The organism is Flavobacterium humi (assembly GCF_004745595.1).
Lineage (GTDB): Bacteria > Bacteroidota > Bacteroidia > Flavobacteriales > Flavobacteriaceae > Flavobacterium > Flavobacterium humi.
This window is the reverse complement of sequence record NZ_SRLH01000005.1, coordinates 191,878-208,177: the sequence shown is the minus strand read 5'-3', so window position 1 is coordinate 208,177 and position 16,300 is coordinate 191,878. Positions and strand designations below refer to the sequence as shown.

Below are 16,300 nucleotides of genomic sequence, written 5' to 3'. Positions count from 1 at the left end.
GGCTTCAAAATAAAATCCTACGAATGTACATCGCACCAAAAAATACCGATTTATTGCTTTCTGAAGCCCAGAAAGAGGAATTGTATATCCAACTTGTAGAACAGATCAACAAGGATTTTACGCTGGCTAACGAAAGTGTCGATTTCCAGGTTTCCATTTCCCCGATCGATTTGAAACTGCAATTGCACGAAAAGATCTATCGGCTTATCCAATACAAATTTGCCGAATACCTCAATTTGCTTTATATTGTTGATGTTCCCGAAGACCAGATACGCAAACTCGATGGTTCCGACCTGGTGGAATTATCGGAACAAGTCGCTTTCCATATTTTAAAAAGGGAATGGCAAAAAGTCTGGTTCCGGAATAAATTCTAGCAAATAAGTACCGTCATTCCATAAGAAAACCTTCCCATAGCATTATCCAAACTAGTTTACGGGAAGGTTTATAAAATCAAAAATTCAACTCAATTAGTTACCACACTGCTGGTTAATTTCTGATTTGCTTTGAGCCTGTAATCGGGTGTTTTCTTTATATCGGTTTCGATAAAAAACTCAGGGTTTTCAATTTTAGAGAAATCGTTCATAAATACATCGCTGTTGAACCAGTTTTTCAATTGCGTATTGTTGCCTGAATTTTCGCTTTCAATATATCCGGTGCAATTGTTCAGGAGTAGTTTTTCCGGTTTTATCTTTTTCAGGTCTTCGAGGTCCGCCCGTATTTTTGTGTCCAGGAGGATGCATTGTGTAAACCCGGAAACAACACTGCTGCTAAAGGTAAAAACAGTGTTCTCTTTAACATAAACCGCTTCCCGGATGAGTCCTGCGCTGTTATTTTCTTCGTTTAACAAGGTCATGTTGCTGGCCGTAACATTGGTCGGTTTTTTGGTCAGGTCTGCATTGGAAGCGATATCATACGATTTAACCTCCAAACATCTTGACTTTCCGGAATCGGACACATAGGGATTCCTCACGGCGATACTGTTTTTTATCTTGCATTGCACGCCTTTGTTGAAATCATAATCGTCATCCATAGCCCGGAATGAAACCAGGTTGTTCAGGTTCAGCACGCCTCCATAACCTCCGAAGGAATCGTCATTTGAAAAACTGACCTGTATGTAATCAAGTATGGTTTTCCCGCCAACACCCGCCAGCGACAATGCGCTTAAGGTTTTGTTGTCCTTTGTTTTTTTCCCGGCAAATTCAATGCGGACATATTTGAGCGCACCCGAATCACCGTCTTCGTTTGTACCGCCGTAAACGTTGTATTTTGGCTCGAGGTTAAAATCAAGCCTTCCTGTAAAATCATTTGTTGGTGAATCTCCCATCAAGACCAGGCCGCCCCAATCACCTGCCCTTCTTTCCGAGGCGGCTTTGTTGGACGTAAAAACAATAGGGTCTGTTTCGTTTCCTATGGCTACGATTTTTGAGCCTTTGGTTATAACTAATGTCCCCGAAGTGCTATAATCTCCACGTATTACTGTTCCCGGCTCAATGGTCAATGTCGCTCCATTGGCAACATACACCGTACCGGTCAGCAGGTAAACTTCTTTTTTGTAAAGTTTCATATCTTGGCTGATTATGCCTACCAGCAAATTTGAAGACTCTCTGTATTCTGTGGTTTTGGGTTTGAAATTGGTCCAGCCCTTAGTCCAATTAACGTCATTTGAAATTCCTCTAGTTGTTTGTGCAATCCCTAAAAGCGTATTGCAGAGAACAATGCTCCAGATTATTTTTTTCATAACAAGTAGGTAACGTTGCCCGTTTTATTTCAAATCAGGATGATCCAAATTAGACAGTCAACATATTGCCAATTAAAATTACTTGTTCTAAATCACAAAAAACTACGGAATTACCATAAAATTTGTTAAATGCATAATTTTATTCTTGTTAATTTGTTAAAGTGAAATAATTTTTATGAAAATAAATGCGCTTATGAGAAAAATTACTCAAAATACTTCTAAAATCACAAACGGGAAGAAAAAAAATATTAGAAATAAACGCGAACAAAAGGCATCCAGGCCTGGCTGTACACATTATCGGCTTCTTTATACAGGACATTATAACGGACTCCTACTGTGACATTTTGAGCACAATAACCCGCTCCCAAAAACAAGGCTGTACTCCAGAAATCATCTTTAACCGCCGGAGTCATATAAGAATAAGTATTGTTAACACGGAGCTGTTCCAATTCTGCCGAAAGCTGGACTTCCTGGACAGGGTTGACCAAAGTGATCAGGCTGGCTCCGTAAAGATGTGAGTTGAACACGTTTTTTTGCTTGACATAGCCGTATTGCACACCCAATCCCACTGAAAAATAATCGTTTACATCGTAAATGGCACTTGGTGCTACGGAAATGTTCGTGAATTCGCTTCCAAATCCCAAGCCCAGTCCTGCGCCAAACCGTACTTTTTTCCAAAATTCGCTTTTTTGGCGCGTCATAAGGGAATCCTGCGCATGACTTTGGGATAAAAACAGAAAAAAACAAACACAAATTGCTATTCTTGTTAAAAAACTGAGGAAGCGAAATTTCTGTTTCATTTTTAGCAATATTTTATGATATAAAAGTATAAAAAACATTAGAAGATTATAGCAAAGTATTGTACTTTTGTCAAAATTTTTTTAACCAAAAATCGTCATTCGACAGAATTATGGATAGGTTTTCCTTTTTAAACGCAGCACACACTGCATTTTTTGCAGATTTATACGAACAATATTTACAAAATCCTGACAGCGTTGAGCCAAGCTGGAGAAGTTTTTTCCAGGGGTTTGACTTTGCGAACGAATTCGACGGAAGCCCTGCAGAACAAGCATCGCCTTCAGCTGGAAACCAGGGAGTTGATAATGGCAATTCGGAAAAATTACAGAAAGAATTCAACGTTTTAAAACTCATCGACGGATACAGGACCCGCGGCCATTTGTTTACCAAAACAAACCCTGTGCGGGACAGAAGGACATATTCGCCAACTTTGGCCATTGAGAACTTCGGATTGTCTTCCGCGGATCTGAATACTGTTTTTGACGCTGCCCGTGTGGTGAATCTGAACCCTTGTACCCTTCAGGAATTACTAAAGCATCTGAACAGTGTTTATTGTGAGTCCATCGGTATCGAATACATGTACATCCGTGACCCGAAAGTAATCGAATGGATACAGCGCCGACTGGACATCAACAACAATTTGCCTAACTTCAATACAGACCAGAAAAAACGCATCCTTAAGAAATTAAACGAGGCTGTTTCTTTTGAAAATTTCCTTCACACCAAATATGTAGGCCAAAAGCGTTTCTCTTTAGAAGGCTGTGAGTCTACCATTCCGGCATTGGACGCATTGATCGAAGCGGCTGCCGACAAAGGTGTTGAAAAATTCGTAATGGGAATGGCCCACCGTGGCCGTCTGAATGTTTTGGCGAATGTTTTCGGAAAACCGACACAGGATATTTTCTCGGAATTTGACGGAAAAGACTACGACGATGACGCTTTGTTTGACGGTGACGTAAAATACCACTTGGGCTTAACCGCTACAAGAACGACGCAATCCGGAAAAAGCATCAACATCAATTTAGCGCCTAACCCGTCCCACCTGGAAACGGTAGGAGCCGTGATTGAAGGAATTGCCCGCGCCAAACAAGACAAATACTATCCTAACGATTTCTCAAAAGTCCTGCCAATTGCCGTACATGGTGATGCTGCAGTAGCCGGACAGGGAATTGTTTACGAAATTATACAGATGGCAAAACTGGACGGATACAAAACCAACGGAACCATCCACTTAGTCATCAACAATCAGGTAGGTTTTACAACGAATTACCTCGATGCCCGTTCTTCAACATACTGTACGGATGTGGCAAAAGTAACCTTGTCTCCGGTGTTGCACGTAAATGCCGATGATGCAGAAGCTGTAGTACACGCTATGCTTTTCGCATTGGATTACCGCATGGAATTCGGGACAGATGTCTTCATCGACTTATTAGGATACAGGAAATATGGCCATAACGAAGGGGATGAACCTCGTTTTACACAGCCAAAATTATACAAAGAGATTTCAAAACATAAAAATTCCCGTGATATTTATGCCGAGAAACTAAAAACCGAAGGTTCCATTGACGAAAGCTTCATAACGGGTCTGGAAACGGAATACAAAGCCAACCTGGAAGAAAACCTTGAGGCCTCAAGAAAAAAAGACCTGACGATCATCAAGCCTTTTATGCAAGACGAATGGGACGGTTTCGCCCAGGTGGAAGCAGAAGGCATGCTTCAAAAATACGACACAAAAGTAGACAAGGCCATCCTTACCGATGTCGCCAAGACAGTTACTGAATTGCCGGCAGACAAAAAATTCATCAGCAAAATCTCCAAATTGATCAGCGACCGTAAATCGATGTTCTTCGAAACGGACAAACTCGATTGGGCTATGGGAGAAATGATGGCATACGGTTCTCTTCTGACAGAAGGTTACGATGTCCGTATTTCGGGCCAGGATGTAGAGCGTGGAACGTTCTCACACCGCCATGCTGTTGTCAAAGTGGAGGATTCGGAAGAAGAAGTGATCTTATTGAACCAGATCCCGAACAAAAAAGGAAACTTTTCGGTTTATAATTCGCACCTTTCAGAATACGGGGTTTTAGGATTTGAATACGGCTATGCTTTGGCAAACCCAAATGCACTGACCATCTGGGAAGCGCAGTTCGGGGATTTTGGCAACGGCGCCCAAATCATGATTGACCAGTACATTTCCGCAGCGGAAGACAAATGGAACAATCAGAACGGACTGGTTATGTTATTGCCTCACGGTTATGAAAACCAAGGCGCGGAACATTCTTCGGGACGTATGGAAAGATTCCTGCAATTGTGCGCTAACCACAATATGTATGTAGCCGATTGTACGACTCCGGCCAACTTCTTCCATTTATTGAGAAGGCAGATGGTGACCAAATTCCGTAAACCGCTGGTTGTTTTTACTCCTAAAAGTTTATTGCGTGACCCAAGAGCCGTTTCATCGATAACAGAATTTAGCAATGGAGAGTTCCAGGAAGTCATAGACGATACCGCCGTAAATGCAAATGATGTGAAAACATTGGTATTCTGTACCGGGAAATTCTATTATGACCTATTGACGGAAAGGGATGCCAACGGAAGAAACGACGTAGCGTTCGTACGTGTGGAGCAATTATTCCCGTTGCCTGTTGAGCAAATGAAAGCCATCATCGCCAAATACCCTAACGCAGACGATTATGTTTGGGCACAGGAAGAGCCTAAAAACATGGGAGCGTACGGTTTTATGCTGATGAACTTCAACGAAGTGAAATTCCGCGTGGCTTCGCCAAAAGCATACAGCGCGCCGGCAGCAGGAAGCTACGTGCGTTCTAAAAAACGTCATGCGGCAGCCATTGCGATGGTTTTTGACAAGACATTATTCCAATAGATCATTTTTGATAACACCAGATAATAACAACACCATATAAAATTATATACTATGATTTTAGAAATGAAAGTCCCATCACCTGGGGAATCGATCAAAGAAGTAGAAATTGCTACTTGGTTAGTAAAAGACGGAGATTATGTAGAAAAAGACCAAGCTATCGCCGAGGTTGATTCCGATAAAGCGACGTTGGAACTGCCTGCAGAAGTGAGCGGGATCATTACCCTTAAAGCAGAAGAAGGCGATACGGTAGCCGTAGGTGCCGTAGTTTGTTTAATTGATACGGACGGAGCCAAACCGGAAGGTACGGCAGCTGCTCCAGCCAAAGAGGAAAAAGCACCGGAAGCCCCAAAAGCGGAAGCTCCGAAAACAGCTCCTGTTCAGGCGACAACCTATGCTACCAGCACACCGTCACCGGCGGCAAGAAAAATATTAGATGAGAAAAACATCCAGCCTACTGAAATCACTGGTACAGGAAAAGGCGGAAGAATAACAAAAGATGACGCTGTCAATGCAGTACCGTCTATGGGTACGCCAACTGGTGGTTCCCGAGGTTCGGAAAGGACAAAATTATCGATGCTGCGCCGTAAAGTTGCAGAACGTCTTGTTTCTGCCAAAAACGAAACAGCGATGCTTACTACTTTCAATGAAGTAGACATGTCTGCCATTTACGCCTTACGCGATCAGTATAAAGAAGATTTCAAAGCCAAACACCAAATGGGATTAGGATTTATGTCATTCTTCACCAAAGCGGTAACCCGCGCGTTACAATTATACCCGGATGTGAATTCGATGATTGACGGACAGGAAAAAATATCGTATGATTTCTGTGATATTTCAGTTGCCGTTTCAGGCCCTAAAGGATTGATGGTACCTGTAGTGAGAAATGCTGAAAACCTTACATTCAGAGGTGTAGAAGCCGAAATCAAACGTTTGGCCATCCGTGCACGTGACGGTCAGATCACTGTTGATGAAATGACAGGCGGAACATTTACAATCTCTAACGGTGGTGTTTTCGGAAGTATGTTATCCACTCCAATTATCAACCCTCCGCAATCCGGTATTTTAGGAATGCATAATGTGGTAGACAGGCCGGTGGTTAAAAACGGACAAATCGTTATTGCCCCTGTGATGTATGTTGCCTTATCTTACGACCACAGGATCATTGACGGGCGTGAGTCAGTTGGATTCCTTGTTGCGGTTAAGGAAGCTTTGGAAAATCCTGTAGAAATCCTAATGGACAACAATCCTAAAAAAGCTTTGGAATTATAATCCAAAAATCAAATACATAAAAAATAAGGGTGCTTTAAACACCCTTATTTTTTTATAATCAATAGCAATAATCATTTCTATGGCAAAAAAGTACTTTTATTTATTATTTCTCATTAGCAGCCTGGCCTTACATTCACAAACTCCGACAATCAACTGGTCTAAAATCCACGGAGGTACATTTCTCGATCAGCCTTTCGATTTGATTAAAACTGCTGATGGCAACTATGTTTCTTTTGGCTACAGGCAATTAGGGGAACAATTTTATAATTCAGATACCTATTCTTGGCTGGTAAAATTAGACCCTAATGGAAATATGCTTTGGCAGAAAAATTATGGTGAAACCAATACGGATGTAGTCGGTTATACTGTAAAAGAAACTTCTGATGGAGGCCTTATTCTTTTAGGATCTGTATACAAGAGCAATACAGGCTATGATGCCCGGCTCGTAAAGACAGACGGTTTAGGGAATATCGTTTGGAGCAAAACTTTTGCAGGCCTATATTCCGGAACAGAAACTTTCAAAGGTATTGTTGAAACACCAGATGGTTATATGTTAGCTGGTTATTCCGAATCGGAAAGCGGGACTTTTAATGTAAACTTTGGAGGAAACCTTGGAGGAAGTGATGGTTGGGTGCTCAAATTGGATCCTACCGGGAATATTCTCTGGAAAAAAAATTATGGAACCGTTAATTCGGAATATTTTAATAATATAGTATTGCTATCTAATGGCGATTCAATTGTTTCAGGGTATAGTTATGCTCAGGGAGGAAACGGATTGAGTGATTTTTGGATCGTCCGAATTGACAAAAACGGCGTTGTCCTTTGGGATAAGAAATATGGAGGAAACGGTTATGACGAATCCGTGAAAACAATAATTACGTATGATGGAAATTTAATTTGTGTTGGAAAAACAAGATCATCATCATATTCGGGAAATGTAGCTTATAATCATGGAAATGACGATGCCTGGGTGGTAAAATTGTCATCCGAAACGGGCAATTTACTTTGGGAAAATACTTTTGGAGGCACTGAATATGAACATGTTGCCGAAGTAAAAGAAACAAACGACCATTCCTTGGTACTTGCCGGAGACACTTCATCTAACGATAATGGCATCAGTATCCATGGCGCATCGGACTCTTGGATATTTAAAATCTCTGAAACAGGAAACCTCATCTGGCAGAAAGCTTTTGGAGGTTCTGTCGGTGATACTGCCAGAGGTTTTGTCATCGATAATGATAACGAATATGTTATTGCCAATAGCTCATCTTCTTATGATCATGATGTGAATAACCCATCAAACACAAATTTTAATCTTTGGCTTTTTAAACTTTCTCCAGATACTTCAGGTAATTTGAGCACTATTGATTGGAATATGCCAATTGCAGGAAACAATTGCGATTTTGTGAAATTATATCCAAATCCCAGCCCACGAAATGAATTTTTTACGAATTATAAAATAACCGAATCTAAAACAATTGAAGTTTTCGATGCAACCGGCAAGTTAGTGCATAAGAATACTGGATTCAAAAATTATATAAACCTGGATTTTCTTCAAAAGGGTATTTATACTGCACAAGTAATAGAAGGCGATTCGCCAATTTGTGTAAAAAAAATAATCATTGAATAATTTTCAACATAATCCCTATTACTAAAAAAATCCCGTCTTAGTTAGTAAGACGGGATTTTTTAGTAAGATTCATTTTTATTGTTTCACTACTTTCACCACTTTTCCCTGGCCTTCCGATTGGATTTTCAGGAAATAAATACCTTGGGAAAGTTTGGACAGATCCAGTAGAGCCGTCGCTTTGCCAATCACATCGTATTGAACCTTTTTCCCTAAAACATCATTAATAGTTACGCTATCAATAATCCCGGCACTGTTTTGTAAAGAAACCGTAACAAGGCCTGAAGTTGGATTTGGATACGTTACAAAAGAAGTATTGTCAAACGTAGCAACATCCAAGCTGTTTACAAATTCCGTATTGAAGGTATTGGTTACGATTGGCGGATTGAAATCAAAGAAAATATCAGCAACATTCGGGATAACGTCCCCAACGATATAACCGGCTTTTGGCTTCACTTGAAAAACAACATACCCTTTTCCAGTTGTTGTATTGGCTACGGATGGAGGCAAATCAATACCGATAAAACTCCAGCTAAGCTCATTGTCCCTTCTTTTCAGGATGTAACCATGGCTTGAGTGAAGCATTTTTACCGAAGTTTCATCCAATTTTTCATCCAGGACATCTATGATATTAACATTTTCGGCATTGAAGGTCCCGGTATTTTCAAACTGAATGGTATATGTTAAATAATCGTTGGGTGTAAAATCCGAATAAACGATTTTTCCTCCATGAGCTTCCGATTTATCATTCGGGTCATAAGAACCCACTATTGTTTGAGACAGCGCATTTGTGTTATTGGAAATATGGATATCTCCAGCAGGGATACTAACCGAAACATTATTGGTCAAGACATCGCCCAATGCCACTGTAGGAATGGTTGGGACCTGCATTCCAACATTCAAATACCTTACTTCACCCGGCAATAGATTAGTAAAATCATATGTGAAACCGGTAGCACTTGTAGTGCTAGGAGTTGGGGAAACATTCACAATAACAACTGCATTATCCCTGATAAAAGTCACTGTTCCCGAAGCAATCGCCTGATTCCCATTATTGCGAAACATAATCGTATTGTAATAGATAAAACCGGGCCTTGGCGGTGCTCCACCAGGAAAAACAGCTACTGCCAAATCATGGTATGGCATTTGGGTTATCGGGAAATTATATACCTGGATCCCTGAATTCAAGGGCATGCTTACATTACTATAGGAAGATGTTGCCAACGTATATTGTGAAGACACTTCAGGATTGATGGTATAGCTTAAATCATACGAATTTGCCGGATCGGATTGGTTAATTATGTATTCCCCGTTAGACGAAGTCACATAATTGACTGTTCCGTTGTCATTCACCTCAAAACCAAATTGCCCCTGGGTAAAATCAGGTTCGCCAAGTTCCTGGGTTCCATTATTGTTGGAATCAATAAACGCATTCATCAGAATTCCTTCGTTCACAATAGTGATAACCACATTTGCCGTATCGCACATTGTAGGGGAAAGATTAGCACACAATTGATAAACCAAGGTATAGACTCCCGCAGGTGTCCCTGACAAGACGCTTACTGAACCATCAGGGTTTAAAACAAAACCGGGTGGAATAACCAATGCAGTCATTTGAGGTATACCGACAGCACTTCCCCAATAATCATTGTTAAGCACAGATCCTGGTGAAATTGCAATATTGCTATCCGTCTGGTAAATTGTCATCACATCATCGTTTGCAACAGGTGTGCTGGATTCACCCACAACAAACGTTGCTGTAACCATGAACCCATTAGCATCCGTTACCATTACATTAAAAACCCCAGACATACCAAAAGCATTGATTGTCGCTCCTGTAGCCCCGGGAATACTAACACCATTGAGTCCCCATTGGTAAGTAAAAGGTGCCACACCACCCGTGACAACTGCAACCAAGTCGTTCGGAGAAAAACCCGATCCAGGGAAAATAGTCACCGAAAAAGTGTTGGGAGTACTAACCGTACTCAAGCAAGAACATCCCATGCTGTCTGTTACCTGGATCACATTGTTCCCTGGTATTGCCGTCGTTGTAAAAGTATTTCCACACGGTATTGCAGCTCCCCCATTCAGGCTAAAGCTATAAGGAGGTATCCCGCCAGATATGACCGTAGTCATGGAATTACCCTCCATTGTGGTTGTGCAAATCATCGCAGAACCAGTAGAAAAGGTAAAAGGCCCGGCCCATACACTTACATTTCCAGGGCCACAAATAGTCCTCACATAAACCGAATAAGTCGTACAAGGGATTAATCCTGTAACTGTATATATCGTAGTAGCGACAATAATCCCTGACGCGTTTACGGTAGGTGCAGGCGAGCCAAAAGGCATAACCAGCACTTCCGATTGGGTCTCAGTTCCCGGAGAAATCCAGGAAATATTGGCCGAAGTCCCCGTAACACTGCTAATTCCTAATCCCGAAGGCGGAATACAAAGCTCTGCTCCTTCCGAAGCAAAGAAAAATAAAAAGAATAGTAAACTTAAGAGGTATTTTTTTGTCATAAATAGTGTTTTTGGTTGATTTTGATGCTAAAAATACAAAAAATACTACAGGAAGAGACAGCAAGTCTGTTAAAATATGACAGTCAATCTGTTAAGCATTGCAAAGAAGCACGAATGCCTGGAAATTTAATACCTGTTTACAAACTCCGAAGGTGTCTGCCCGCATTTTTTCTTAAATAACCTCGAAAAATAAGCATAATCCTCATATCCTAAATCATCGGCAATTTCATAAAAACTGAATTTACGGGCAATGAGTTCGCGCTTGGCTTCCAGGAAAACCCGCTCCAGGATAATATCGGTGGTTGTTTTACCAACCATTTCCCGGGAAATCCGATTGAGGTGCTTGGGCGAAACATGGATTTTTTCCGCATACCACGAAGCCGATTTCTGCTCTTTAAAATACTGTTCCACAAGTTGTTCCAATTCCCGGAATTTGCCGGAATAGGGATGTTGCCTGCTTTCTTCCACAGGTTCATCTCCAATATAAAAACGCGTGCTTTCCGTATAAACCAAGTCTATGAGGCTTTTGATTTTTTGCATTTTAAAAACCCGGTTGGATTGGTTTTCGGTGTATATCTGTTCAAAAAGAGAAGTAAAATAACTATAATGCGGCGGTTCAAGGTACAGGACAGGCTCATTTTGGACGCTGTAAAAAAAGGGAAAATTCGCAAGTCTGTTTTGGGTAAAATGAAGGTCGTAAAAAGACTGCGTATGAAAAAAGACATAGCCGCTGATATCTTCGGATAAATCCCAATGATGCATTTGCCCGGGATTAAGGAAGAAAATACTTCCGGGCTTTACCGGATACCTCACAAAATCAATTTCATGGATGCCAGAACCACGGGTAAAAAGTACTGTCACATAAAAATTATGCCGATGAGGCTTGTGGATGTTCTTATGGCCGGAAATCAAATGGCTTTCCATCGAATTACAATAAAATTCCTTCGATTGTACTCCTGATTCAAATTCCCTGATATGTAAAACCGTATACTTATTCATGTCCTAAAAGTACAAATAGTTGTGAAAATAGTATATAGCCAACGCCGAATAAGTCCCGAAATTTGTATAAAAATAAGTTATGTCAACTCTAGTAAATATTTTAAGGGAAAAGTGTCCTAAATGTGGCAAAGGACAAGTGTTTACCAAAAAAGGCAATATCCTGCTGTTGCAAATGCCGAAAATGAATACCAATTGTACACATTGCCATCATAAATTTGAAAAAGAACCCGGCTATTTTTTTGGTTCCATGTTTGTGAGTTATGCTTTGATTGTAGCCGAAATGATTGTTTTTTTCCTCCTGGCCAGCCAAGTCGTAGATAGTTTTGTGACCATCCTGGTTTTGATGGGAATCATAACCGTATTGGGAAGCCCTTTCAATTTCAGGCTGTCCCGGATGCTTTGGATGTATTTGCTTGACGGGCCGAATAAAAAGATATAGTATCTGTACAGCATAACCAGCAAAGATTTTTTGTAATTTTACCTTCTTAAAAAAACAAAATGCAAACTGTCCTTCTGAAGCTTAAGTTCAGGGAAAATCATTCCTTTATCATACCCTTGAATGTTACTGATTTTACCCAAAGACTCTCAGAAATTATAGATCCTGAAGATTCACAACCCTTTTCCTTATTTGGCCCCGGCAGCGAAAACAATTTCAAAGGAACTGTCGGCATAAATGGGTTCAAATTGAAAAGCACTATACTGAGCAAAAACAAAAAAGTCATCTCAATCCCTGTAAAGGGAATTTTTACCAAAGAAGGCAACAAAACCAAAATTACTGTTGAGATCAAGGCGGATGATCTATTTTCGATAGTGTATTTTTCCTTCGCTGCTGTGATGTTTTTTGCGGTTGTATTTTTTTCTCTTTTAGGTTTATTCGGCCTGACCGACGAACATTATACATTAGTTCAACCGCTTGTCATGGTAATTTTAATCATACTTCTTGCTTCTTTATACTACTTTCATTTAAGACGGAACATTCAGATAGTGAAAGACGAATTGGCATCGGCCTTACAGGCTTTGACTAACTAAAAAACCTGTTTTTAAACATAGTTAAAATCCTACACGTTTTTTTTGTTTATTTGTAAACTATAACCAGTGGTGAATCCGAACCGTTTTCGCCTGTAAAATGAAAGCATAAGCCGAAAAAATCATGAAAAAAGAAAAAAAGCAGGCAGCCATAGGATTCATATTCATCACCTTGCTAATTGACATTACCGGCTGGGGCATTATTATCCCGGTTATTCCCAAACTAATTGAAGAATTAATCCAGGGCGATATAAGCGAAGCGGCAAAATATGGTGGCTGGCTGACTTTTGCATATGCGATTACCCAATTTTTGTTTGCACCGATTATTGGAAACCTAAGCGACAAATACGGGCGCAGGCCTGTAATATTGCTTTCATTGCTGGGTTTCTCACTCGATTACCTGCTGTTGGCTTTTGCACCATCAATTACATGGCTTTTTGTGGGACGTATCATTGCCGGGATAACGGGAGCAAGCATCACCACAGCTTCGGCCTATATAGCCGATGTAAGTACCGCAGAAAACAGGGCGAAGAATTTTGGGATGATAGGAGCTGCTTTTGGCTTAGGCTTTATTATCGGGCCGGTTATTGGCGGATTGTTAGGGCAATACGGTGCAAGGGTCCCGTTTTATGCAGCTGCTATTTTATGTATGGTCAATTTTTTATACGGTTATTTTATCTTACCCGAATCCCTTTCAAAAAGCCACAGAAGGCCTTTCGATATCAAGAGGGCCAATCCTGTCGGTGCTCTTATAAACCTCAAAAAACATCCAAAACTGATCGGATTGATCCTTTCCGTTTTCTTACTTTATATTGCAGGCCATGCGGTACAGAGCAATTGGAGTTATTTTACGATGTACCAATTTAAATGGGACGAGCGAATGGTAGGGATATCACTGGGAATCATAGGATTGCTGGTAGGTATCGTACAAGGAGGCCTAATTCGTTGGATTAATCCGAAAGTCGGCAATGAAAAAAGCATTTATCTGGGCATGGCCCTTTATACCCTGGGCATGTTTTTGTTTGCCTCTGCTTCAGAAGGATGGATGATGTTTGCTTTCCTGGTCCCGTATTGCCTTGGCGGTATTGCCGGGCCGGCCTTACAGGCTATTATTTCCACGCAGGTCCCTCCTACTGAACAAGGAGAAATCCAAGGAACCTTAACCAGCTTGATGAGTGCTTCTTCCATTATTGGTCCGCCTTTGATGTCTATGATATTTTATTATTTCACACACAAGGAAGCGCCTTTTTTATTTGCCGGAGCGCCTTTTGTTTTAGGAGGGATTTTAATGCTGGCCAGTACTATTATTGCTTATTTTTCGTTAAAAAAACACCACATGCACTAAACTATTCTTTACTATAAAAAAATCCCGTTCGATCAAACGGGATTTTTTATGTGCTTTCTCATATTCTCTGACATATCATTAATGATCGTCTTATAGTCCGGATTGTGGTTGTCCCAGATTTTCCAGATACCGTGCTGTTTCTTTATAAAATACGTCTGCTTGTTGACATGGCTGTAGGCATTGCGGAAATTCCCGTCATCGTCCCGGAAATCCAGGTTCCAGAATTCCTGCGCGGTAATAACAGCCAGGGTGTCGTTTAAAGAGCATATTTTAAAATCATACAATTCAAAATTGGAACGGTTGTTCATCGTATTTAACTGATAACCCAATTGGGCTATCTGGCTGATCAAATCATGGATCCTTTGCGTTAGCGGGCCGTCTTCAAAAATAAAATGGGACAAATTCCCCAAATCAACCTCAGGAAGTTTAAGCAAACTATTGAATTCTTCCTGGCAGTACTGCGTAATCAATTTTTCGAAATCACCAAGCAGTTCCTCATTCTTGTTGGTCTCTGCAGCCGCCGCCAGTTCCAGTTCCTGGGCAATGGCTTCTTTGGACAAAAAATGATTTAAAGATGTGTATCCGATAAAAATGGCCAATTTATCGAGCGTTTTCAAAAACCGCAAATCCGAATTTTCAGAATTGGAATAATCATTGGTGAAAATCCGATGGAGCGTCGTACTGGAGATTGTTGTCCCCAATTCGTGTTTCCGGGCACCCTGGAGATATGCGGATTTAGACAAACTTTCAGAAATAATTTCAGAAAGGATGATGTACTGGGCCCTCTTCCAGATTTTAACGCTCACCAGAGAACTATTAAGAACCGCAGGAGCCTTCAGTATGCCTTTTTTTAATTCCTCAATAATGTTTTCCATACTCAAATAAGCGATTAAGAGTTTATCCAAACTTCACCAAAATATCTGTGGTAAAGATAAGTCAAAGATGTGGTTCACTTTAACAATAAATATTGCAAATTTTAACAATATTTTTGGATAATTAAAATTTTTAACTACTAAAACCCAAATTTATGAAAAAAAACCTTTTAAAATCGTGGGCCAGAAAAATAGGGCTCGCCCTGTTTGGGGCACTTATTTTGACTTCGTGTCAAAACGAAAAGACAGATAACACGCCGGATCAGGAAAAATTAATGGACGGAAAGGTAAATCTCTTAGACAAAGGAAGATACGGATGTGAGCCGTTTTCTGAGGCCTACCTGAAAAGCATCAAATTCCTGTCTCCTTCCGAATACCAGGCAAAAATCGCCGAATTACGTCCTGATTTAAGCACGGCAGAACAAAGAGATGCCTTTTCCACACAAGCCGCTGCTTCAAAATATGTTCCGTTGCCTCCTGTGGGAGACCAGGGTAATGAAGGTTCCTGTGTAGGATGGGGTATCGGATATGCCGCCCACGGAATCACTCGTTATATTAACAATACCGTGCACCAATCAAACTGGGGTGGCGCCTTGAGAAGTGCAGCCTATGTATACAACCAGATTAAATTGGGGAATTGCGGCGCGGGTTCGTATCCGAATGACGCGATGAACCTAATTAAAAACCAGGGGCAATGCAGTAATTCCCAAATGCCTTACGTATCCGGCGGATGTTACACGCAACCGACTACACAACAAAGGACATGGGCAGCCGGAAGGAAATCCAGCGGATGGTTTAACGTAAACACCACCAACGTAAACGACATTAAATACTACCTAAATCAGAATTACCCAGTTGCCGCCTGTTTTGATGTGAACCAGAGTTTCTATGATATTCGATTATACAACCATGTTTGGTCAAGCCTGTACGGATCCCGTCAGGGAGGTCACTGCGTTTGCATAGTAGGTTACGATGATGCGACACGTCAGTTTAAAGTTTTGAATTCCTGGGGAGCATCTTGGGGGCGCAGCGGTTATTTTTATGTTACTTACGACAATATTGCCAGAGGGGCTTTCAATTGGATGGGATGTATCCTTCCTAATGCCGCCGCCAATACAGCACAATAGTTTTGTTATGTAATTTCGGTTAAGTTAATCTCAGAACTGAAAAAAGCCTCTTAATTGAGGCTTTTTTGCTATAGGAAAGAAACTGTAAATTAAGG

Annotated in this window: 13 protein-coding genes; 8 read left to right on the top strand and 5 right to left on the bottom strand. The window is 40.9% G+C overall.

Translation table 11 applies throughout. From position 1 onward, the window contains the following. Nucleotides 1-23 precede the first annotated feature (23 nt). Nucleotides 24-374 (top strand): hypothetical protein, encoded by a 351-nt coding sequence (locus E4635_RS10620; protein WP_135526673.1) that lies wholly within the window; start codon nucleotides 24-26, stop codon nucleotides 372-374. 89 nt (nucleotides 375-463) lie between these two features. On the opposite strand, the gene E4635_RS10615 is transcribed toward E4635_RS10620, so the two are convergent. Both E4635_RS10615 and E4635_RS10610 read right to left on the bottom strand, forming a co-directional pair. Further along, nucleotides 464-1,738, bottom strand: a complete 1,275-nt coding sequence (locus E4635_RS10615; protein WP_135526672.1) for a hypothetical protein — start codon at nucleotides 1,736-1,738, stop codon at nucleotides 464-466. A gap of 248 nt (nucleotides 1,739-1,986) precedes the next feature. Beyond that, entirely contained in the window at nucleotides 1,987-2,439 is a 453-nt protein-coding gene (locus E4635_RS10610; protein ID WP_246020748.1) for a hypothetical protein, read from the bottom strand. Nucleotides 2,440-2,648: 209 nt separating this feature from the next. On the opposite strand from E4635_RS10610, the gene E4635_RS10605 reads away from it, so the two are divergent. The 3 genes from E4635_RS10605 to E4635_RS10595 all read left to right on the top strand — a co-directional run bounded on the left by E4635_RS10605 (nucleotide 2,649) and on the right by E4635_RS10595 (nucleotide 8,319). Then, nucleotides 2,649-5,420: a 2-oxoglutarate dehydrogenase E1 component gene (locus E4635_RS10605; protein ID WP_135526670.1), complete on the top strand. Its 2,772-nt coding sequence runs from the start codon at nucleotides 2,649-2,651 to the stop codon at nucleotides 5,418-5,420. Between the two features lie 51 nt (nucleotides 5,421-5,471). Further along, the gene (gene odhB / locus E4635_RS10600) at nucleotides 5,472-6,689 is read left to right on the top strand and encodes a 2-oxoglutarate dehydrogenase complex dihydrolipoyllysine-residue succinyltransferase (RefSeq protein WP_135526669.1); all 1,218 of its coding nucleotides are present in this window, start codon (nucleotides 5,472-5,474) and stop codon (nucleotides 6,687-6,689) included. 79 nt (nucleotides 6,690-6,768) lie between these two features. After that, a complete protein-coding gene (locus E4635_RS10595) occupies nucleotides 6,769-8,319 on the top strand; it encodes a T9SS type A sorting domain-containing protein (RefSeq protein WP_135526668.1) in 1,551 nt (516 codons plus the stop codon). A 75-nt stretch (nucleotides 8,320-8,394) separates the two neighbouring features. Here the strand turns inward: E4635_RS10595 and E4635_RS10590 are convergent, their stop codons facing one another. Both E4635_RS10590 and E4635_RS10585 read right to left on the bottom strand, forming a co-directional pair. Further along, entirely contained in the window at nucleotides 8,395-10,836 is a 2,442-nt protein-coding gene (locus E4635_RS10590) for a T9SS type A sorting domain-containing protein (RefSeq protein ID WP_135526667.1), read from the bottom strand. Between the two features lie 126 nt (nucleotides 10,837-10,962). Then, on the bottom strand, nucleotides 10,963-11,835 hold the full coding sequence (locus E4635_RS10585; protein ID WP_135526666.1) for an AraC family transcriptional regulator: 873 nt from the start codon (nucleotides 11,833-11,835) through the stop codon (nucleotides 10,963-10,965). Nucleotides 11,836-11,914: 79 nt separating this feature from the next. Between E4635_RS10585 and E4635_RS10580 the strand changes: the two genes are divergently transcribed. The 3 genes from E4635_RS10580 (at nucleotide 11,915) to E4635_RS10570 (ending at nucleotide 14,206) form a co-directional block, all read left to right on the top strand. Beyond that, entirely contained in the window at nucleotides 11,915-12,274 is a 360-nt protein-coding gene (locus E4635_RS10580; protein WP_135526665.1) for a DUF983 domain-containing protein, read from the top strand. Nucleotides 12,275-12,333: 59 nt separating this feature from the next. After that, the gene (locus E4635_RS10575) at nucleotides 12,334-12,864 is read left to right on the top strand and encodes a hypothetical protein (RefSeq protein WP_135526664.1); all 531 of its coding nucleotides are present in this window, start codon (nucleotides 12,334-12,336) and stop codon (nucleotides 12,862-12,864) included. A gap of 121 nt (nucleotides 12,865-12,985) precedes the next feature. Continuing rightward, a complete protein-coding gene (locus E4635_RS10570) occupies nucleotides 12,986-14,206 on the top strand; it encodes a TCR/Tet family MFS transporter (RefSeq protein WP_135526663.1) in 1,221 nt (406 codons plus the stop codon). A 32-nt stretch (nucleotides 14,207-14,238) separates the two neighbouring features. On the opposite strand, the gene E4635_RS10565 is transcribed toward E4635_RS10570, so the two are convergent. Next, nucleotides 14,239-15,081, bottom strand: a complete 843-nt coding sequence (locus E4635_RS10565) for a hypothetical protein (RefSeq protein WP_135526662.1) — start codon at nucleotides 15,079-15,081, stop codon at nucleotides 14,239-14,241. A 152-nt stretch (nucleotides 15,082-15,233) separates the two neighbouring features. On the opposite strand from E4635_RS10565, the gene E4635_RS10560 reads away from it, so the two are divergent. Then, the gene (locus E4635_RS10560) at nucleotides 15,234-16,205 is read left to right on the top strand and encodes a C1 family peptidase (RefSeq protein WP_135526661.1); all 972 of its coding nucleotides are present in this window, start codon (nucleotides 15,234-15,236) and stop codon (nucleotides 16,203-16,205) included. Nucleotides 16,206-16,300 lie beyond the last annotated feature (95 nt).